Genomic DNA, 21,218 nt, shown 5'->3' on the forward strand with positions numbered 1-21,218 from the left:
TAGGAGCTGAGCAAGCGAAAAATCAGGCAGGAGCAGCATGCTCCTGCCTGTAAGCGGATTAAAAGTGGTAGGCAACGGTGGCTCCAACCAACCATTGGTTCGCACTTTCGACAATCGGAGAGTCGGCGATATCAGAGCCTAAGCGGGTATAGGTACTGGTTTGGGTAATTTCCCAACGATCGTTAATTGGGTAGACCAGTTTGTAACCTAGGCTGTAAGAGAAATCGCCACCGGCATGGTAGGCCTTGCGCTGCGCGTTGGCTTCTTTCTCTTTCACACCGAAATAGTAGTTGTTGTAAGCGGAACTTTGATAACTGATGCCTGCGAAAGGTACAAGGTCGGCTACACCTAAATCGATGATATGGAAGTAGTTCACTCCGGTTTTGTAGCCTTTGTTTTCGTTGAGAACATCATGCTGGAAGTAGGTGGAGACAGTTCCATCGCCCAGAGCGATATCCGCATTTAAACCCAGATCAACCGTGGCTTTGCGTTTATCCATTCCTTTAACACTTTTGGCAGAATCTTGGTCATAAGCCACACCACTGCCGGTGAGGTAAGTACCGAGATTGATCACATCGCCTGTTTGGCCAAAGAAGCGGTAGTTAATACCCGCCAGATCGGCATTAAAATCTTCACCGTGGTAACCAAAGTTAAGAAGTGCACCGTAAGATCGGTCTTGGTCTTTCAGTAGGTCGCTACTGCCAAACCACCTGCTTCAGCAACCCATTGTCCTTCGTTAGTGTAAATATTGCCGTTTCGGATATACGTTTGCGCTGCAAAAGCGTGACCTGCAATGAGCGATGTTGTGATGAGTAATGCGATTTTTTTCATGATGTCCTTCCATTTAAGAGCTTATGCTTGGATATGAACACTGTACAAAATCGCTGGCGAGGACAATATCAAGAGTTTGTATGGGAATGTCGGACTTTTGTCAGGCGCCTCGGAAACAAGGTCATGGAAAGTAGACACTCTTATGTTATTGGGTGCTGAACGGTTGAATGTCAGCCCATCGTTATCCGATGAACTGACGTATTGTGGTGATGGAGTGGCAATATGTTATGACCAAAGGCGCTGTTGAAGGTAAGTCGGGAAATTAATCCGCTGCGTGTAAAGGTAACCAAAGAGAGAAGCAAGCGCCACCCAGTGGGCTTTTGGTGAGTGTTACTTCTCCTTGGTGACGCACCATGATCTGTTTCACTATCGCAAGGCCCAATCCAAATCCCGATTGTGCTTTGTTACGTGCGGAATCGGTACTGTAGAACGCATCAAAAATATGCGGCCAATGCCCTTCCTCAATCCCAGGTCCATTGTCATGCACGGCGATACACAGTTTTCCATCATGGCTGCTGGCTTCGATCAGTAATCGATCGCCAGCATATTTTTCTGCATTACGGATCAGATTAATTAAAGCGCGTGAAAGGAGCTGTGGATCGGCGTCCAAGTACAGCGGTTGTAAAGAGGGGAGATACTGGATTTGTAATGTACTTTTATGGCTTTGTTCATCAATGAAAGCGGCGAGCCATTGATTGGCTTCTAAACCTTGGCTTTGAATTTCGCTCTCTGGGTGCTCTAGCTTGGCGTAATACAGCAGTTCATCGACCATGGTTTCCATTTCTTCAGTATCTTCAATAATACTGGCAATTTGCTGGTGCTGTTTGTCACTTAACTGGCTTTCGGCTAATACTTCGGCCTGCCACTGGATGCGAAAAATAGGGGTACGTAAATCATGCGCTATCGCATTGGTGAGTGCTTTATTACTTAGGATCAGGTGTGAGATTTTATCTGCCATCAAGTTAAAGCTGTGGTTAAGTTTTCCAACGCTTTTACTGCTTTTGGTACTCGCTCTAGCTTGCAAGTCGCCGTTAGCAAAGTCGTGGGTGACTTGCTCCAATTCACGTAAACGACGGCTTAGAAACCAAATCAAAAACATACAGTAGAGCGCAAAACCACCGAGCATAAATACCCAAAGTAGGCTATCGGCACGATCTATGGCTTGATAGACGGGGGAGTGACTATCTGGTTTGAGAAGATAAATCTGCTCATTAGAGTCCAATTGTAGCCATAAATTCCGGTCATCATCATGATAGATCGGAGCGTGCGCGATGGGTTGAGTAAAATGCTTTTGCACCTCTGTTGGGAGCTCTGTGAGTGCTACCTCAGAGAGCGTTTTATGGATGTGCTGAGCATAGTCACGCAGTGCGGTATCGGCCGCTTGTGGGCTATCTAATTGAGCTATCTGGCTTAATAAGGTGTGTAAGCCTTCGGCCTGAAAGTCTTCTAGTACATAGTCATAATCAGTATCTAACTCATAAACAATCACGCTGTAACTGACTAAACTGCCAAAAAAAAGCACGATCAGCGAGACGAGCGACTCGATGTAAATACGGCGCATAGGTTTCCTTTAAATCCGCTTGGCATTACCAAGTGTCAGGCACAAACAAATAACCCTTACCGCGTACGGTGATGATGCGTTTGGGCGTGCTAGAATCGTCACACAACCTTTTACGTAGCGTGACGATCTTGTTGTCCACAGTGCGATCCAACCCATCGTATTCAATGCCTCGCAGCGCTTTAGTCAAAAACTCGCGTGACACCACTTGATCGGCAGAAGAGGCCAGTAACCACAGCAAATCGAATTCACTGTCGGATAAATTGATCACCTCTCCCTCTAATTCACAACTGCGCCGACTTTGATTCAGCACTAGATCACCAAATTGTAATAGATGGGTAGCATCCGAGCTGGTGGCTCGTTCTTCCCGACGCATCAGCATTCGGATTCTGGCTAAAAGCACTCTCGGTTTGATCGGTTTATTCACGAAGTCGTCAGCACCCATTTCAAGTGCGGCGACATGATCAAAATCATCATCACTGGCGGTAAGCATTAAAATCTTACCGAGAAATTGAGCGCGGATCTGTCTACAAATTGTCAGGCCATTTTCACCCGGTAACATGAGGTCGAGCAGCACCAGATCGGGTTGGTTGAGTAAAATTTGTTCTGGCGCGGTTTCACCAGTAGCAAATGTAGTGACTTGGAAGCCTTGAGTGGTCATGTACTCGGCCAACATTTCGCGAAGTTTACTATCGTCTTCGATAATGTAGAGACTGGGTTGGTTAGACATGGGGACCTCGTATTTGTGGTTTATCCATCAAGGAACAAACGACCAATACTAACCGAAAAGCTCATAGGTAAAACCAATATTTCTGTTTGTTTTTGTCAGAAATATGAATAGTTACCTAACAGGATTCTGTAACTGTGGCATGACAAGTATTTTTTCTTGTGATGGGTACTTTTCACGTGATCGGCATTATGCAATGATGTGCGCCATGCTTAGTGTGCTGATGTCGTTGCAAATACATCAGGGACGATTTCAATCAGATAAGAAAATGCTGTTCGCTAAATTCGGTAACTTCTTTACACTTCTGTACCATTATCATCGTTTAACGATGACTTCTTCTTGTTGCCCGGTGGCGACACTCTCAGTGATTAAACGGATTCAATTAAGTGGCATCTGACTCTATTCCTCGGCGCGTGTTAAAAAAGCGTCGACGCGCACAAAAAAACAAACCACGATTCTGGCTTTTTATCGTACTTATCGCGGGTACGGCAGCGGGAGCCGCCCTGTTTCATGAAATGGAAACGTCCACTCTGCAATCGCGTGAAATCAGTCGGTACGCGGCAGGGCTGACCTATCAAGTTGAACCAGGGCCGAGTGATAAAATCACGTTCCCAAGTTATGGTCCTTTCGATCAACGTTTGGGCTATGTGGCTTTACCGAGCATTCAAGAGCGGTTATTGCAACGTGGTTTTGCGATTCGACAACAAGTTCGTTTTTCTGATGAGCTTTACCGCTATGCTCAGTCGAGTTTGTTTGTGCCTTATACGGAGAAAGTACAAGCGGGATTAACCTTAATGGATTGTCGCGCTGAGCCGGTTTACCAGTTCCGTTACCCTGGTCATCACTATTCCGAGTTTAATACGATCCCTGACCTCATTGTGCAGTCACTGCTGTTTATCGAAAACCGCGACTTGCTCAGTGAGAAAAATCCTTTGGTTAACCCCGCGGTGGATTGGCCACGCTTTTTTAAAGCGGCATTGACGCAAGTGGGTAAAGCTCTGGATCTTGATTCTCCTTCTGCAGGGGGGAGTACTCTGGCGACCCAAGTTGAGAAATATCGTCATTCAGAAGATGGTTTGACGTACAGCCCGCAAGAAAAAATTCGGCAGATGGTTTCTGCGAGTGTGCGGGCATATCGATTAGGTGCGAATACGTTAGAAGCGCGCAAGCTGGTGGTTTGGGCATACTTGAACTCAGTGCCATTATCCGCCGCCCCCGGTTATGGAGAAGTTCACGGTTTAGGTGATGGTTTGTGGGTATGGTTTGCCGCTGATCCTGAACGAGTGAATCAACTGCTAGATAGCCGTCTTAATCATTCTGCGGATTTAGCTGAACAGGGTTTGGCTTTGCGTCAGGTCGTGGCGCTGATGATTGCTCACCGCCGTCCCTCTTATTATCTTGCGGTGCAGGGACGAGCTGATCTCGCGACATTAACCGATAGCCACTTACGACTTTTCTACCGCGAGAAAATGATTTCGCAGTCCTTGATGAATGCTGCGCTGAATGCGAATTTGCAGTTCCGCGACTTTGTACGCCAACCCGCACTGGTCAGAATCAATACCAATAAAGGTTTGTTGGCGGCACGAACGCATCTTAGCCGCCAGTTAGGGGTTAGTCTGTATGATCTGGATCGAATGGATCTGAGTGCATCGACAACCCTCAACTTCGAATTACAAAATGAAGTTACCCGCTATTTGCAGAAACTGGCGAATCCTGAGTTTGCCGCTGAGATGGGCATTCTTGGATATCGCTTACTTGCCGCCGAAAAAACGGCGGATGTACGCTACAGCTTTACGCTTTTTGAACGCAGTGATGAAGGGTTTAAAGTTCGGGTACAAACGGATAATACCAACCAACCTTTTGACCTCAATGAAGGCAGTAAACTTGAGCTGGGTTCTACCGCCAAACTTCGTGTGTTAACCAACTACCTAGAAATTATCGCGAAGCTACACAACAAGTATCGTGATATGCCGATGGCTGAGCTGCGTCATCATGCGATTGAAGCGCAAGATGACTTAAGTCAATGGGCGCTCGATTGGCTTTTAGTGAGTCCGAAACGCGATCTATCGACCATGTTGGAAGCGGCTTTGGATCGTCAGTACTCGGCCGATCCCAATGAACGTTTCTTTACCGGTGGTGGGCTGCACACGTTTAATAACTTCCGTAAAGAAGATGATGACCGGATCCCAACGCTGCGTGATGCGCTACGTGAATCGATTAACTTACCTTTCGTGCGTTTAATGCAGGATATTGAACGTTATACGTTGTACAGCGAAGGCTACCGTGCGCAATTGCTGCGTGATGATAATGACCCTCGCCGTAAAGAGTATCTGCGTCAATTTGCTGATAAAGAAGGGCGAGCTTATTTGCTGAGATTCTGGCGCAAATATAAAGACAAAACAGTGGATGAACGTATGGCGACGCTTCTAGAAGGGCTCAAGCCAAGTTCAGATCGATTAGCGGCAGTGCATCGCTATTTGTTGCCGGATGCCTCCATCAATGAGTTCATGCGTTTTATGGATGACAAGTTGCCGAGTGCAACACGCGACAAAATTACCAATAAGCAGCTTGAAAAACTGTATAACAAGTATGGCCGTGGTAAGTATTCGTTACCTGACCAAGGCTATATTGCTCGGGTTCATCCGCTAGAACTGTGGTTATTAGGGTATTTGAACGAACATGGTCAAGCTTCCTTTAGTGATGTCGTTGAGGCGAGCAGTGATAGACGGCAAGAAGTGTATGGCTGGCTATTTAAAACACGCCACCGTAATGCGCGCGATAGCCGAGTGCGTACCATGCTTGAAGTGGAGGCATTTTTAGATATCCACCAAAGTTGGCAGCGCTTAGGTTATCCATTTGATCACTTAGTACCTTCTTTAGCGACTGCGCTAGGAAGTTCGGGAGATCGCCCTGCGGCTTTGTCTGAACTAATGGGGATTATTTTGAACGATGGGGTACGAGTTCCGACCAAACGCATCAATCACTTACATTTTGCACAAGGGACACCTTTCGAAACCGAATTTGCTCCAGTGGAAACCACAGGGGTGAGAGTGCTTCCTGTTGAGGTTGCGCGTGCTTTACGTGGTGCATTATCTCAAGTCGTGGACAGTGGTACAGCAAGACGGATCTCCGGTGTGTTCAAGCTGCCTGATGGTACGCCAATTGTGATGGGGGGGAAAACCGGAACCGGTGACAACCGCTTACAAACGGTGAACCGCATCGGTACTGTAGTGCAGTCTCAAGCACGTAACCGAACCGCCACTTTCGTGTTTTACCTAGGAGAGCGTCACTTCGGTACATTAACCGCCTATGTCGCGGGGAGTGATTCTGAGAAGTTCACCTTTACCTCGGCGTTACCTGTGCAAGTTCTTAAGGGGATGGCTCCGATTTTATCGCCATACCTTGCACCAGATGAACAAGAGTGCCGACCCGCGCTCAAACAATAAATCGAGCTATTCGGAAATTAAGGCAGGTGAATTCCTGCCTTAATTATTTTTATCTTCTGGTTCAGAGATTTGATAAAGCTTGTGCTGATGCGTGTCGCATGTAGTTTCACAATTACACACCTTATCTACCCCCACATTTGCGAGCCCCCCACAACTGCCTTGGATGGGTTTTCGCTTAGCCATGACACCTAATGTCATCAAAAGGGCAAACAGAACAAACACTCCGAAAGCCAGTAAATACGTCATTACTTTTCTCCCTTCCATAATCGTTTGATTGAAAAACCGCTGTGGTTTGGTTTGGACAACTTAAGCGCAGTTTTAGTGCCTTGGCGATGCGCACAAACGTGAGCTTTATTCGGAGAAGATTTGCCGTAACTCAATTCGGTGATGGGTTGAAGTTGCTCTAACACTAAATTATCGAAAGTCGCCCCTCTAGGTAAAGCATAGACACGAATTCCTGCGTTAAACAAGGCTTGCAGCATGGATTGCCCAATCTGCCGAACCACCACGGCCTCAACCTGATATCGCTGGAACTGCTCTAAGATTTTGGTTTTCTTGCCACAAGAGGTGGTGGAGTTGTGCGTGATCGCTAACTCAATTGGCGGCTGTTGATAAGAGGAATCGATCAGAGCAAAAGAGGGGGCTTTCGCGAAGTGGTTAAAAGGTTGACCTTGGCGGCTAGGGATTGCATACATCATTTTTGTTCTCCGACATGAGATGACGTCGTTATTTTGTCCTCATTAATGGCATATGCCAATAATGATTTTTGCAAACTTATCTGCCACCTCGTTTGTTATTTTGGTTCATGTTGAGGTCAATGGTAAGGCTGTGAATAGTAAAAGAATAATAGACTTGATTCATATTATGGCTGGAAGGGAAGCCTTTAGTAGAGAGCTTGGTATTTCATGAGATTGGTTTTTTAATCATCATCTTAAAAAACAACGTCTATACTTTTTATCAATCACAGAGTGTGGCTTTGAATGATGACGCACGACTTAGTGTAAACGTTATCACATTGATTCTATCAATGTGAATGACTATGAGACTAAGTGAGCAAGGTGAATTCAGGGAAAATAGGTGGAATTTGTTATTTACTTCAAAGTATTTAAACAAATGGTTACGCCATTGTTGTTTGAGGAACATTTTTTTAACTGGTTCACATTAATTGTGTTTTTTAAAACTATACTCTTGAGTAAACGTTTTCACTGATTGTGCAAGTTAAGCATTGTGCAAAAGGCTGAATGAACGTTGTTCCCTACACATGTAATACAAAACAACAAATAGGACTTGTTCAATGAGAAAGTTAACTGTTTTAGCAATGCTTTCTGCGGGTATGGGGTTTGGTACACAGGCTCTGGCAGATACCACCATTGGCTTTACCATCTATAAATACGACGATAACTTCATGTCTGTTGTTCGCCAAGCCATTGAGAAGGAAGCGGCGGCGGATAGCAACACACGTATCCTGATGAATGACTCGCAAAATAGCCAGTCGATGCAAAACGACCAAGTCGACGTTATGTTGGCACGTGGTGTTCAAGCTCTGGCAATCAACCTTGTTGACCCAGCTGCGGCATCTACCATCATCCAGAAAGCCAAAATCGACAACGTACCTGTGGTGTTTTACAACAAAGAACCTTCAGCGGACGCGATGGCAAGTTACGACAAAGCTTACTACGTAGGTACGGATTCGAAAGAGTCTGGCATCATTCAAGGTGATTTGATCTCAGCACAATGGAAAGCAAGCCCGGCGTGGGATAAAAACGGCGATGGTGTACTGCAATACGTTATGCTGAAAGGCGAACCAGGCCACCCAGATGCGGAAGCGCGTACTACTTACTCTGTGAAAACCATTAACGACAACGGCATCAAAACTCAAGAACTGCACATGGATACTGGCATGTGGGATACCGCGATGGCCAAAGATAAGATGGACGCGTGGCTCTCTGGCCCGAACGGCAGCAAAATCGAAGTTGTGATTGCCAACAACGATGGCATGGCGATGGGGGCGATTGAAGCTCTGCGCGGCGCAGGCCAAAAAATCCCAGTATTTGGTGTAGATGCTCTGGCGGAAGCTTTGGCTCTCATCAAATCCGGTGACATGGCGGGTACTGTGTTGAACGATGCGCAAAACCAAGCAAAAGCGACATTCGAATTGGCACGTAACCTAGCGAATGGTAAGCCTGCTGCGGAAGGCACTCAATGGACCATTGAGAATAAAGTCGTTCGCGTACCTTATGTTGGCGTTGACATCAATAACGTCGAGTAACCTTGGCGAGATGAGGAGAAGGCTACTTCTCCTCTTCGCTCTTTCGCAACATCTAAAGATTCAGCGTCAGACCGTCGGGTTTGCCGCACAGAGATATCACGCCGTGTGTACCACGCATTGATATGGGTTGTCTGAATTTTTGCATAATAAAAGTGATGCCATGGTCAATCAAACACATGAATTCCTGTTAGAAATGACAGGGGTGAGTAAAGAATTCCCGGGGGTGAAAGCCCTTGATAAGGTGAATTTAAAAGTGCGTCCGCATTCTGTTCACGCCTTGATGGGTGAAAACGGCGCAGGTAAATCTACCTTGCTGAAATGCTTATTTGGTATTTATGAGAAAGATGAGGGCGATATCATTTTTCTTGGCCAGCATGTGAATTTTTCCTCATCAAAAGAGGCGCTGGAATCCGGTGTCTCAATGGTTCACCAAGAGTTGAACCAAGTAAAACAGTGCTCGGTGATGGATAACATTTGGCTTGGCCGTTATCCAACCAAAGGTTTTTTTGTCGATCACGATAAGATGTATCGTGATACCAAAGCGATTTTTGCCGAACTCGATATTGATATCGATCCGAGAGTTAAAGTTGCCACTTTGTCGGTTTCACAAATGCAAATGCTTGAAATCGCCAAAGCGTTTTCCTACGACGCGAAAGTGGTGATCATGGATGAGCCGACCTCATCCTTGACCGAAAAAGAAGTAAATCATCTCTTCACCATTATCAAAAAGCTCAAAGAGAAAGGCTGTGGAGTGGTGTACATCTCGCACAAAATGGAAGAAATCTTTTCTATCTGCGATGAAATCACCATTTTACGTGATGGTCAGTGGGTGGATACTCGTCCATTAAAAGGTTTGGACATGGACAAGATCATTTCGATGATGGTTGGCCGTGAACTGACCCAGCGTTTCCCTGAAAAAAGTAACGAACCCAAAAATATCATTCTTGAGGTGAAAAACCTTACCGCACTCAACCAACCGTCGATTCAAGACATTTCGTTTGAACTACGTGCTGGAGAGATCTTGGGCGTGGCGGGTCTGGTTGGTTCGCGTCGTACGGATATTGTGGAAACCATTTTCGGGGTTCGTGAACGCAGTGCTGGGCATGTGTTACTGCATGGACGTGAAATGAAAAACCATGATGCCCATGAAGCGATTGGCAACGGTTTCGCGTTGGTGACTGAAGAGCGTCGCTCAACGGGGATTTATTCCAATCTGGACATCACCTTTAACTCGTTAGTCGCCAATGTCGATGAATACAAAACGCCTTACGGCCTACTCAGCGACAAGAAAATGAAAAGCGACACGCAGTGGGTGATTGACTCGATGCGGGTAAAAACGCCGTCACACCAAACTAGCATTGGCTCACTTTCGGGCGGAAACCAGCAAAAAGTCATCATTGGACGCTGGCTACTGACTCAACCCGAGATTTTGATGTTGGATGAACCCACTCGCGGTATTGATGTGGGCGCAAAATACGAAATTTACCAGCTGATCCTAGAGCTGGCGAAGAAAGACAAAGGCATCATCATTATTTCCTCTGAGATGCCGGAATTACTCGGTATTACCGACCGGATCATGGTGATGAGCAACGGCCGCAATGCGGGCATTGTGAACACTAAAGAAACCTCTCAGAACGAAATTTTAGAGCTGGCCTCTCGATACCTCTAAGGAAATGACTATGGATGCTGTCAAATCATATGCAATTAAACATTTAAAAGAGGGCGCAATCTACGCAGTGCTGTTTATTCTGCTTGCGGTTATTGTGATTCAAGAGCCCTCATTTCTTAGCTTACGTAACCTCAGTAACATCCTGACTCAATCTTCAGTACGCGTGATTATTGCACTGGGTGTGGCGGGTTTGATCGTGACCCAAGGCACCGACTTATCCGCAGGGCGTCAAGTGGGTTTGGCGGCGGTGATTTCGGCCACTTTGCTACAATCGATGGATAACGTGAACAAAGTGTTCCCAAGTTTGGGTGAAATTCCTATTCTTGCGGTCATTATCAGCGTTTGCTTGATTGGTGCGATTATCGGTTTGGTGAACGGTGTGATTGTGGCTTACCTCAAAGTAACCCCCTTTATCGCGACGTTGGGTACGATGATCATCGTCTACGGCATTAACTCGCTGTACTACGATTCGGTCGGTGCATCACCGATTGCGGGTTTCGATGAACGCTTTAGTACCTTTACCCAAGGCTTTATCCGCATTGGTGATTTCCGGTTCTCTTACATCACTTTCTACGCCATTATTGCGATCATTTTCATGTGGGTGTTGTGGAATAAAACCGTGTTTGGCAAAAATATTTTTGCGGTTGGTGGTAACCCAGAAGCGGCGAAAGTTTCTGGTGTTAACGTGCCACTCACACTGCTTAAAGTGTATGCGCTTTCCGGTGTGTTCTATGCCTTTGGCGGTATGCTAGAAGCGGGACGAATTGGTAGTGCAACCAACAACTTAGGTTTCCTGTATGAGTTGGATGCGATTGCAGCGTGTGTGGTGGGCGGTGTCTCATTCGCTGGTGGTGTGGGGAGTATTGCTGGGGTAGTGACCGGGGTACTGATCTTCACCGTAATCAACTACGGTATGACCTACATCGGCGTTAGCCCTTACTGGCAGTACATCATTAAAGGTTCGATTATTATCTTCGCGGTCGCGTTGGACTCCATGAAATACGCGAATAAGAAATAATCGGATTGTAGATTTGCATGTTTTAAGGCCTGACAACAGTCAGGCCTTTTTTGTATATAGAGTTATCAAAGAATGATTAAAGGTCGATAGGAGAACTATTGAGTTCTAAAGACGTTACATTGTTTTTAGAATCTTTGGATTGTTTTGGTTCTGGTTTGGAGTCATTATGTTTCACTGCTACTACAACACCAGATGTATCTTGATGAGTCTCTTCTTTTCCAACTTCACTTGTATTTGGTGTGTTTATTGACTTTTCAGATTCTGGATTTTTTATATTGTTTGTTTCAAAGATTACAAATATTAGAGAAGTAATCCAAACAGTCCATATGATTCTACTAACATAACTTAGTCCTTTCTTTCCTTTTTCTATTAGATTATTTAAAGCCTGTTCTGTTATTTTTGCTTCGTTTCTAACTTCAGATTTCTGGCTTAAAACCTGATATCTAGAGAAAACATTATTTATTTGTTTAGATAAGTGTTTAAAGGTATCGTTGTATATGTCTAGTGACTTTTGTATAACCAAGCATGTTAGGAGGAGAGCTATTACTACACCAATGGCACTTGCCATATTATCTACCTTCATAACCGCAGTTATAGCAACCATAGCACCAGGTATAGCTAACGCTTTTGTTTGTACAGAAGATGCAATATCGTTGATCTTTCCAGTATATTCTAGATCTTTAGCATTAATTTCTTGAATGACTTTATTTATAGTAAAGTCACTCAAAAACATATTGTGATGTTCAGTATATTTTTTATAAAAGCTAACAATATTTGAAAGAGTATGTGTGAATATTTCTTTCTCTTCATCTAATCCTTGGATCAATACATCAAATGCAGAGCGCATACAGTTCCTACGTTCTTTATCTTGCGCATCATCTAGAGATATTTTTTGCTGAAGTTTCCCAAGAAGCTTAACACTTTCTTTGAGTTCAACTGTTTGATTAGTAAATGTCTTTACAAAGGATTCATAATTAAGAGATATAGGGACTCTATGTTTTACACCACCATTATCATTTTTTATAAGGAAAATGACCTCTTCATTAGGTATCATATGGTCAGACAACTTTGTAAGTAAATTTCTTAACCCAACAAAAATTTCAAGTTTATTATGTAAATCTAACTCTGAGTTAAATTTAATTATTTTCTGTTTGATTTTATCGAAATATAATAATCCTTCAGGTACTTTACCTTGAGTGTCGCATTCTTCAAATAGTGATTCATCAGAGGTGAAAATGAATTTTCCTCTGTTCCAATATCTAGCTCCTGTTTTTATTTGATATTTTCCTTCAAAAGGACGAATATCATTAATGTAACCAGCATTTCTTATGTGATTACTTAACTCTTCCTGCGTTGCAGGTGGTGCTAATTTTATATATAAATCATCACCTTTAACTTCTACCTTTTGATTTTCTAGAAAGACTAATATTTGTTGATTTGACATATTATTTAGCTTTCCTTATTTATTATTCGTATGATTTTTTCTCGAATCTTGGCATCTTTAATTTTAATCTCCAGTTTCCTTGTTAGTTCATTGAACTCTACATCTTTACCATCACCTTTTTTGCCTATTTCTATACTTGAATGTACACGAGCAATTAATCCATTGTCTTGATCAGAAAAGTCGATCCAAAGATGTTCTTTCACTTGTTGTGAAGTTGGTTCAATATATTGATTTATCATGAACTCACTCTCGTTAACAAATGTAGTGAATGTATTCTCAAGGTCTACTCTATTTTTGGGTAAAGCAGATTCAATAACTGTTGCTGCTTGATTTATTGAGAAAGATGATCTTTCAGTCTTTTTAATATTAACTACAAAGTCTGTTAGTTTCTCTTCTGCTTCGAAATAAAAGTCTTCACCAAGATTATTGATAGTAGCGTATGAATCAATAGCTCTATAAAGATTGTTAAGTGATTCACCATTGTCAGATTTCTCGTTACAACCAAATGCATTTCTAAAGTAGCTTGCAGAAGAAGAACCTCTAATAAACTTTAAGTATGCCTCTGACTTAGGCGAACTAGGATAACAAGCATCAAAGAGATCCACATCAATTGATACTGCTTGTTTCAGTGCTTCTAAATTTATGTGTTGAGTTTGTTTAGGTAGTAATGATTCTTCAGTAAAATCAAAGCCTGATTTTTTATCGACCATAACAGCTAAAATTCTTCCAAAATCATCATTTTTTATACTTTTGTAATGCATAAATACAATTTTAGAACTGGCAACTTTGGATGCTACTCTAAGCTCAAAAATGGCATTCTTTAGTTCATTAGTAAGTGAGGTAACTAGAGCTATAAAATCCTCTTTTGATACTGAAGAAGCGATGTATTTATGTAAGTATGACGCAACTTGTTTTCCGGTTTCACTATCATAGTAACCATGAAATTTATTCTTACGCTTGAATTTGAGTTCAACTTGTTGAATGAACTGGAAAGATATGTCTTCACCTTCCAGTGGCCAAAGAGATCCAAAGCGAGGATTAACTGTTGATTTACTATTATCAATTTCAAGTTCGACGGTCATTGCATGAACAGCAACCATTTTATTGCTTGATTCAATCATTACTTTGGTTGCGTCACATGTAGGGCATTGGTTTTGTTGATTATCGTATTCGGTATCGCAGTTATGGCAAATATGCATGATGAAGTCTTCTTTTAAAAATTTTCTCGATTATATATACAGTATGAATTGCTTCAACAACTAAGTGCAGATAAACAAGTTTCATTTTGGACTTCAGTTGGTTTAATTTATAACTTCAGACGAATATAAACCGTGGCCGGCATATTTAAGGCTTCTATTTGTAAGTGCGCACGCATAACCAATGTATATACAATGATGAAATAATTAGATCTAAGTTTTTCACCTAGTTGTTCTGTTGTTGAGTGTTTTTCTGGATGTAAATATGCTCGAATAGATTGAAATAAGAGAGCGCCACCATTTAGGCGACGCTCTCATCTTTTCGTAAAGAATAAGCCTGAATTAGTGTGGCAGTTTCACGCCGTCTGAGCGTTTTTTACGCTCCATCAAGCGGCCAAACAGTGGGCTGAGTAGCGTTACAATCGCTAATGCCGTAAAGGCTAAAGTGATTGGACGTTCCCACAGGAAGCTGATTTCACCATCGGTAATGATCAACGCGCGGCGTAAGTTTTCTTCCATCAAGCCGCCCAAGATAAAGCCGAGTAGCAGCGGTGCAAGTGGGAAGTTCGCCAGACGCAGGGCTATTGCCCCCATCGCGACCAGAATCATCACATACACATCCATGGTATTGAACGACACCAAATACACGCCGGTGATTGAGAAGAACAGAATCATCGGCAGCAATACAGTGCGTGGTACTGCTAACAGTTTGGAGATGTACGGAATCAACGGCAAGTTCAGGATCAGCAGTACGATGTTACCGACGTACATAGAGATGATCACGGACCAGAAAATATCGGGATGCTCAACAAACAGACGAGGACCTGGTTGAATTCCGTAAGCAATCAATGCACCAAGCATAATTGCCGTTGTACCAGACCCAGGGATACCCAACGTTAAGAGGGGAACGAATGAGCCGCTTGATGCCGCGTTGTTGGCGGACTCTGGTGCAACCAGACCACGAATAGATCCATGGCCGAACTCTTCTTTCTTATCTTTTGGGGCGAGATTACGCTCCATGCCGTAAGCCAAGAAAGCCGCAATGGTTGCGCCTGCACCGGGTAGAACGCCAGTGAAGAAACCAAGGATTGAGGAGCGCAGTGAAACCGGAGCCGCTTCTTTGATCTCTTCTCTGGTAAGCTTCATGCTACCGATGTTTTTCATCTGCTCTTGTTCGTTGGCACTGTTATCGCCGTCCGGTTTTAAAATACCCATCAAGGTTTCACCAAGGGCAAAAGTTGCCATGGCTAAGAGTAGGAAGCTAAAGCCATCCATCAAATCGGTCAGGCCGAAAGTGAAGCGTTCGACACCAATGCCTTTATCAATACCGACGGTGGAAAGCATTAAACCGAGTACAGTCATCATCCACGCTTTGATGACTTGGCCTTTGCCGGCAAAGGCGGCCACGGCGGAAAGGCCAACCAACATCAGCGCGAAATAGTCTGACGATTGAAAACTGAGTGATACTTTGGCCAGTGCTGGTGCGGCAAACAGCAACATAATGGCTGAGAGTGTGCCGCCGGTGAAAGATGCGTAAGCAGCCAATGCTAAAGCTTTACCCGCTTGGCCTTTTTGCGCCATTGGGTAGCCGTCAAACGCAGTCACTACCGTAGAAGAACACCCTGGTGCGTTGATCAGAATGGAAGAGGTTGAGCCGCCAAAAATCGCACCGTAGTAAACGCCAGCCATCAGGATTAAGCCTGAAGCAGGTTCTAAACCGTAAGTAATCGGGATCATCAGCGCAATGGCTGAAATGGGGCCTAAGCCGGGCAACATACCGATGAAAGTGCCGACGAAGCAGCCGATCATGACCATCATCAGGTTGGTCGGCATTACCGCCGTTGCCAGCCCTTGTAAAATTCCGTCTAACATGATGATTTCCTATCCGAAAGTAAACAGATGACCCGGCTCCAGATACACATCCAGTCCTTTGGTCAGTAACAAATAAAAGGCAATCACGAAAGGGAATGATGCCCCCAATAAAATGCTTTTCCGCCGCTCACCCAACAGGTAAAAACCGGCCATGAGGAACAAAGAAGTGGCAATCACAAAGCCCAGATACGTTAAACCGAGACCATACAGTGCCATCAGGACTAAGAAACTGATCAGTAATTTCCAGTTAAAATCGAGCACTGCACCACTTTTTTTATCGGGTTGCCCAACCACCAACAATAACAGTGAGAGTGCGATGCCGGCATAAGTCAAAATGGTCGGTAAGGTCCGAGCGTTAAACGGCTCTAACTCATCGCCGGGAAACATGGCGATCAGTGACGTTTGGTAGCCGTAACCGAGGCTGAAGAGCAGGAATAGCATGGCTCCCACTCGATCGCGGCAGAGCATATTCTCTTTAGTAAATAATTTGGTTGGCAGGTCCGACATATCCAACTCCATTGGGTTTGTGAACGGTAGAGGAGAAAAGAGCCGAGTAAACACGAGTTAATGAATGGAGATTAACTAACCCTGTCACACTGCCGGCACGAATGCAGGTAGCATTGGGGTGTCAGGATAAATGAAGTACTGCAAGTCAAAGGAGTTACCCATAACATTTATCCATAAACAAAGGAGTGACGTTGTATACGTTTACTCGGCAAACGGTGAGAGAAGCGGATTGCTCCGCTTCTGCTGCAATTACTTCAGGAAACCAAGCTCACGCATCAGGTCTGCCATTTGCTTCTCTTGCTCTTCAAGGAAAGCGTAAAACTCTTTGTCGCCTTTGTAGCTGTCAATCCAGCCATTACGATCGCGGATCACTTTCCACTCTTCGCTGGCAAACATCTTCTTGAACACTTCGTTCCACTCCGCGACTTTTTCTGCGCTCACGCCCGGTGCGGCAAAGTAGCCACGCCAGTTAACGAAGGTGGTTGGGTTGCCATAGTCGGCAAGGGTTGGAATATCGGGTGCGATGTCCAAACGTTTTGGAGAGGTGATCGCCAGAACACGCACTTGACCGGATTTCGACATCTCCAGCACTTCGCCCAGACCGGTTGAAAGGACTTGAGTTTCGCCAGAGAGCAGGGCAGTCATGGCGGAGCCGCCCGCATCATAAGCCACGTAACGCACTTCTTTTGGATCTAAGCCTTGGCCTTTAAAGGCCGCCGCTGCGACTAAGTGGTCCATACTGCCTCGCGCAGAACCACCTGCAATTTTGATTTGTTTCGGGTTGGCTTTGAAATCCGCAACCACTTGTTCCCAAGAGGTATATTTCGAATCACCTGCCACCACGAAAGCACCGTAGTCAGAGACGATTTCAGCAACGGGCGTTAAATCACGGAAAGATTGTGGGAAAACGCCAGACAGTGAACGGATAACAATCGGGGTTGAGTTTACCATCAGCGTATCTTGTTGACGTTCTGCCGTTTCAATCAGGTGTGCAATCGCTTTACCGCCACCGCCACCAGACAGGTTTTGGTAAGAGGCGTTTTCGATTAGCTTAGCTTTCATTAGCGCATCACCAGTAGCGCGCGCAGTCATATCCCAACCGCCACCAGCACCACCGGGTACAATAAAGTGGATTTTTTCAATGTCAGCCGCGAGAGAGGAGAAAGAAAAAGTAGCGGCCAGCATGGCGGCGGTGAGAGAAGGTTTAAAAAACTTCAACATGTTTCACGTTCCTTATGTCGGCGCATCATACTGCACGTTGATGCTTATTTTTTTGTGTTGTCCCTTGCGATGCAGAGAAAGCGTTCAAGTTCGCATCCACAAAGCTAGGTGAAAAGTGGAGAGCACGATAGGCTGACCACTGCTACCGATGACTTGGTATGTTTTAAGGTTAAAAACCTGTTAAGGAAATGTCTCCAATCCGTCAATAAAAACAATATTGGGCATAAAGGGGATTTTGTTCATAAAGTTCACGTTGTCGCCGAGGCTTAATTTTTAAGTTGAGGCAAGCTGCATGGTGTAGACAGTGTGCTGTTGTTTGTCTCAAGCCATAAAATTGAATATTTATTCTTATCTATTGTTTTTAAGGTTTTTATTGAGTTTTTTCTTTTGAGTTGGGTTTATACCTTAGTCTAAAGTGTCGACAATTTACTTGATTGTCGACACTTTGTTGGGCTACTTTTTCATCAGACCGAATTGTTATTAATAAGTGCCTAGGTACATAGAGCTAGGTGCGATAGTGGGAATTACGATTGATGAAAAGCAGTACCTTATCTCGTCAGCCGAGCACAGAAAAAGAGAGCACCAAATCAGAGAACCTAACCGAATATCTGATTGAAGCCATTGTGGAAGGGCAGCTCGCGCCGGGCTGTAAAATCTCTGAACCTGAGCTCGCCAAACAGTTTCAAGTCAGCCGTGGCCCACTGCGTGAAGCGTTAATGCGAGTGGAAGGGCTTGGGTTGATTGAACGCATTCCGCACATTGGTGCGCGAGTGACTCAGCTTTCACCCACCAAATTGGTCGAGTTGTATGCAGTGCGTGAAGCACTGGAAGGCATGGCTGCAAGGCTAGCGGCACGCAATATTACCGAAATCGAACTCGCGGGCTTAGAAAGCCTATTGTCGACACATTCCACTCATATCGATCAGGTCGAGGGCGCTTCTTACTTTCACCAGCAGGGCGATTTCGATTTCCACTACCGAATTATTCAAGCCAGCCGCAATCAGCAGCTGATTGGCTTGCTGTGTGATGAGCTTTACCACTTATTACGCATGTATCGTTACCAATCGCCGCGTTCGCATTCACGTCCAGTCGAAGCGTTGGAAGAACACAAATTTATTCTGCGTGCGATCCGCCAACGGGATGAAGAGTTGGCCGAAATGCTGATGCGTCGCCACATCTCGCGCAGTCGTCAATTGATCGAACAACACATAGTGCTGGATGCCCAACAACAAGGTTAAGGAGAATCCCATGAGTTTAAGTCCTGGCGCCAAATTCAGGCTGGCAGTGAAAACCCATCATCCACTGCAAATCGTCGGCACCATCAATCCTTACTGCGCCATGATGGCGAAAAGTATCGGCCATCAAGCGATTTATCTCTCTGGCGGTGGCATTGCCAATGCTTCGTACGGCTTGCCGGATTTGGGCATCACCACACTCAATGACGTGTTGGTAGATGTGGAACGCATCACCAACGCCTGCGATTTGCCTTTGCTGGTGGATATTGATACCGGCTTTGGCGGCGCATTTAACATTGCTCGCACCATCAAAGCGATGGAAAAAGCCGGAGCCGCGGCGGTGCACATGGAAGATCAGGTGGCGCAAAAACGCTGTGGTCATCGTCCGAATAAAGCGATTGTTAGCCAGCAAGAGATGGTGGATCGCGTCAAAGCGGCGGTGGATGCGCGCATCAATCCTGAGTTTGTGATCATGGCGCGCACCGATGCGTTAGCGGTAGAAGGCATGGACAGCGCAATTGAGCGTGCGATTGCCTGTGTGGAAGCGGGCGCAGACATGATTTTCCCCGAAGCCATGACCGAGCTGAAACAGTACGAGCAGTTTTCAACCGCACTGCGCAGCGCAACCGGTAAACATGTGCCGATTTTGGCCAACATTACCGAGTTTGGTCAGACTCCCCTTTACAGCGGTGAGCAATTGGCGGCAGTGAATGTGGATATGGTGCTGTACCCACTCAGCGCTTTCCGTGCCATGAATAAAGCCGCGGAAAATGTGTATCGCCACTTGCTGGAACACGGTAATCAGGAAGCGTTGCTCGATCAAATGCAAACGCGCAAAGAGCTCTACGCTTACCTGCATTACCACGAATACGAAGACAAGCTGGATCAGCTGTTTTCACAACCCTCTTAAGTCGAGGGAAGTCCAAGGAAAACAATCCTCTCTTATGTTTGACTGCCAATGTGGCTGCGTGAGTAAGAGAACATTAAATCCAATAACGTGAAATTGCTCTCCTAAAACACCCGAAGGTGGACACTAAGAGGTCGGTGCGCGAGCACCAAAAGGAGAGCCAGAAAAGGAGTTCGACATGTCTGCTGCAAAAGAGTTAGGCGGAGCAGGGCTGCGCGGCCAAAGCGCGGGAAGCACCGCTTTGTGTACTGTGGGTAAAACGGGAACCGGGTTAACCTACCGTGGTTACGACATTACCGATTTGGCCCATCATGCTCAATTTGAAGAGGTCGCGCACCTGCTATTGGTAGGGCATTTGCCAACGCAAGCGGAGCTGGATCAGTACAAAACTCGTTTGATTGGCCTGCGCGGTTTACCCGAAAAACTCAAGCAAGCACTGGAATTGCTCCCTGCTGAAGCGCATCCGATGGATGTGATGCGCACGGGCTGCTCCATTCTTGGCAACCTTGAGCCTGAACATACCTTTGCTGAGCAACAAGCAGCGACCGAGCGTATGTTGGCGCTGTTCCCAGCGATCATCTGCTACTGGTATCGCTTCAGTCATGATGGTGTGCGTATTGATACCGCCGATCAAAGTGAAGATTCGATTGGCGGCTATTTCCTCAAAATGCTCACTGACCAAGCGCCGAGCGAGCTGTTCAAAAAAGTGATGCACTGCTCGCTCACTCTGTACGCTGAGCACGAATTCAATGCATCTACCTTTGCGGCAAGAGTCTGCGCGTCAACCTTGTCGGATATTCACTCTTGTGTGACAGGCGCGATTGGTACGCTACGCGGGCCTTTGCATGGCGGAGCGAATGAGGCCGCGATGGCGATGATTGAGCAGTGGCACAGTGCCGATGAAGCGGAAGCGGGCATTATGCGCATGCTGGCGAACAAAGAGAAAATCATGGGCTTTGGCCACGCGATTTATCGCGAGAGTGACCCACGCAACGCCTTAATCAAAGAGTGGTCGAAGGCGCTTTCTGAAGCGGTGGGGGATTCTCATCTCTACGCTGTGTCTGAGCGCGTGGAAGCGGTGATGAAGCGCGAGAAAGATCTGTTCTGTAATGCGGACTTCTTCCACGCCTCGGCCTATCACTTTATGGGTATTCCGACCAAATTGTTTACGCCAATCTTTGTGATGAGCCGTTTAACCGGCTGGGCGGCGCATGTTTATGAGCAGCGTGCCAACAACCGAATTATTCGCCCAAGTGCGGATTATGTGGGGCCTGAGCATCAAACTTGGCTGCCGATTGAACAGCGTGGCTAACACTGA

16 protein-coding genes and 1 pseudogene are annotated in these 21,218 nt (G+C 45.4%); 7 read left to right on the top strand and 10 right to left on the bottom strand.

Annotated elements, in window-relative coordinates; translation table 11 throughout:
* Window positions 1-58: 58 nt before the first annotated feature.
* The 3 genes and pseudogenes from ompV to carR all read right to left on the bottom strand — a co-directional run bounded on the left by ompV (window position 59) and on the right by carR (window position 3,119).
* A pseudogene (gene ompV, locus MKA69_RS10390) lies at window positions 59-831 on the bottom strand (outer membrane protein OmpV).
* 262 nt (window positions 832-1,093) lie between these two features.
* Window positions 1,094-2,392: a histidine kinase CarS gene (gene carS / locus MKA69_RS10395; protein WP_055032715.1), complete on the bottom strand. Its 1,299-nt coding sequence runs from the start codon at window positions 2,390-2,392 to the stop codon at window positions 1,094-1,096.
* 25 nt (window positions 2,393-2,417) lie between these two features.
* On the bottom strand, window positions 2,418-3,119 hold the full coding sequence (carR, locus tag MKA69_RS10400; RefSeq protein WP_055028531.1) for a response regulator transcription factor CarR: 702 nt from the start codon (window positions 3,117-3,119) through the stop codon (window positions 2,418-2,420).
* Between the two features lie 383 nt (window positions 3,120-3,502).
* Between carR and MKA69_RS10405 the strand changes: the two genes are divergently transcribed.
* Window positions 3,503-6,562: a transglycosylase domain-containing protein gene (locus MKA69_RS10405; protein ID WP_055027140.1), complete on the top strand. Its 3,060-nt coding sequence runs from the start codon at window positions 3,503-3,505 to the stop codon at window positions 6,560-6,562.
* Window positions 6,563-6,601: 39 nt separating this feature from the next.
* Here MKA69_RS10405 and nqrM read toward each other — a convergent pair whose 3' ends face one another.
* Together nqrM and MKA69_RS10415 are read right to left on the bottom strand one after the other, a co-directional pair.
* Window positions 6,602-6,808 carry a (Na+)-NQR maturation NqrM gene (gene nqrM / locus MKA69_RS10410; protein WP_055027139.1) on the bottom strand — a complete coding sequence of 69 codons (207 nt, stop codon included), beginning with the start codon at window positions 6,806-6,808 and terminating at the stop codon, window positions 6,602-6,604.
* A complete protein-coding gene (locus tag MKA69_RS10415) occupies window positions 6,808-7,260 on the bottom strand; it encodes a NifB/NifX family molybdenum-iron cluster-binding protein (RefSeq protein ID WP_000990060.1) in 453 nt (150 codons plus the stop codon). The genes nqrM and MKA69_RS10415 overlap by 1 nt, the downstream gene beginning before the upstream one ends.
* Before the next feature lie 596 nt (window positions 7,261-7,856).
* Between MKA69_RS10415 and mglB the strand changes: the two genes are divergently transcribed.
* The 3 genes from mglB to mglC all read left to right on the top strand — a co-directional run bounded on the left by mglB (window position 7,857) and on the right by mglC (window position 11,518).
* Entirely contained in the window at window positions 7,857-8,831 is a 975-nt protein-coding gene (gene mglB, locus MKA69_RS10420) for a galactose/glucose ABC transporter substrate-binding protein MglB (protein WP_305847973.1), read from the top strand.
* 160 nt (window positions 8,832-8,991) lie between these two features.
* Window positions 8,992-10,500: a galactose/methyl galactoside ABC transporter ATP-binding protein MglA gene (gene mglA, locus MKA69_RS10425; RefSeq protein WP_001935003.1), complete on the top strand. Its 1,509-nt coding sequence runs from the start codon at window positions 8,992-8,994 to the stop codon at window positions 10,498-10,500.
* A gap of 10 nt (window positions 10,501-10,510) precedes the next feature.
* Window positions 10,511-11,518 (top strand): galactose/methyl galactoside ABC transporter permease MglC, encoded by a 1,008-nt coding sequence (gene mglC, locus MKA69_RS10430; protein ID WP_000340260.1) that lies wholly within the window; start codon window positions 10,511-10,513, stop codon window positions 11,516-11,518.
* Window positions 11,519-11,594: 76 nt separating this feature from the next.
* On the opposite strand, the gene MKA69_RS10435 is transcribed toward mglC, so the two are convergent.
* From MKA69_RS10435 to MKA69_RS10455, 5 genes are all read right to left on the bottom strand, one after another.
* Complete coding sequence (locus tag MKA69_RS10435; RefSeq protein WP_305847974.1) at window positions 11,595-12,962, bottom strand: hypothetical protein; 1,368 nt, start codon at window positions 12,960-12,962, stop codon at window positions 11,595-11,597.
* A gap of 5 nt (window positions 12,963-12,967) precedes the next feature.
* On the bottom strand, window positions 12,968-14,161 hold the full coding sequence (locus MKA69_RS10440; protein ID WP_305847975.1) for a hypothetical protein: 1,194 nt from the start codon (window positions 14,159-14,161) through the stop codon (window positions 12,968-12,970).
* Between the two features lie 339 nt (window positions 14,162-14,500).
* Window positions 14,501-16,030: a tripartite tricarboxylate transporter permease gene (locus tag MKA69_RS10445; protein WP_305847976.1), complete on the bottom strand. Its 1,530-nt coding sequence runs from the start codon at window positions 16,028-16,030 to the stop codon at window positions 14,501-14,503.
* A 9-nt stretch (window positions 16,031-16,039) separates the two neighbouring features.
* Window positions 16,040-16,537, bottom strand: a complete 498-nt coding sequence (locus tag MKA69_RS10450) for a tripartite tricarboxylate transporter TctB family protein (RefSeq protein WP_001281733.1) — start codon at window positions 16,535-16,537, stop codon at window positions 16,040-16,042.
* A 249-nt stretch (window positions 16,538-16,786) separates the two neighbouring features.
* The gene (locus tag MKA69_RS10455) at window positions 16,787-17,758 is read right to left on the bottom strand and encodes a tripartite tricarboxylate transporter substrate binding protein (RefSeq protein ID WP_055050697.1); all 972 of its coding nucleotides are present in this window, start codon (window positions 17,756-17,758) and stop codon (window positions 16,787-16,789) included.
* A 533-nt stretch (window positions 17,759-18,291) separates the two neighbouring features.
* Between MKA69_RS10455 and MKA69_RS10460 the strand changes: the two genes are divergently transcribed.
* The 3 genes from MKA69_RS10460 (at window position 18,292) to prpC (ending at window position 21,212) form a co-directional block, all read left to right on the top strand.
* On the top strand, window positions 18,292-18,996 hold the full coding sequence (locus MKA69_RS10460; protein ID WP_000842811.1) for a GntR family transcriptional regulator: 705 nt from the start codon (window positions 18,292-18,294) through the stop codon (window positions 18,994-18,996).
* Window positions 18,997-19,006: 10 nt separating this feature from the next.
* Window positions 19,007-19,903 carry a methylisocitrate lyase gene (prpB, locus tag MKA69_RS10465; protein ID WP_071179537.1) on the top strand — a complete coding sequence of 299 codons (897 nt, stop codon included), beginning with the start codon at window positions 19,007-19,009 and terminating at the stop codon, window positions 19,901-19,903.
* A gap of 175 nt (window positions 19,904-20,078) precedes the next feature.
* Entirely contained in the window at window positions 20,079-21,212 is a 1,134-nt protein-coding gene (gene prpC, locus MKA69_RS10470; RefSeq protein ID WP_305847977.1) for a 2-methylcitrate synthase, read from the top strand.
* Window positions 21,213-21,218 lie beyond the last annotated feature (6 nt).

The organism is Vibrio sp. AH4 (assembly GCF_030710545.1).
Lineage (GTDB): Bacteria > Pseudomonadota > Gammaproteobacteria > Enterobacterales > Vibrionaceae > Vibrio > Vibrio metoecus.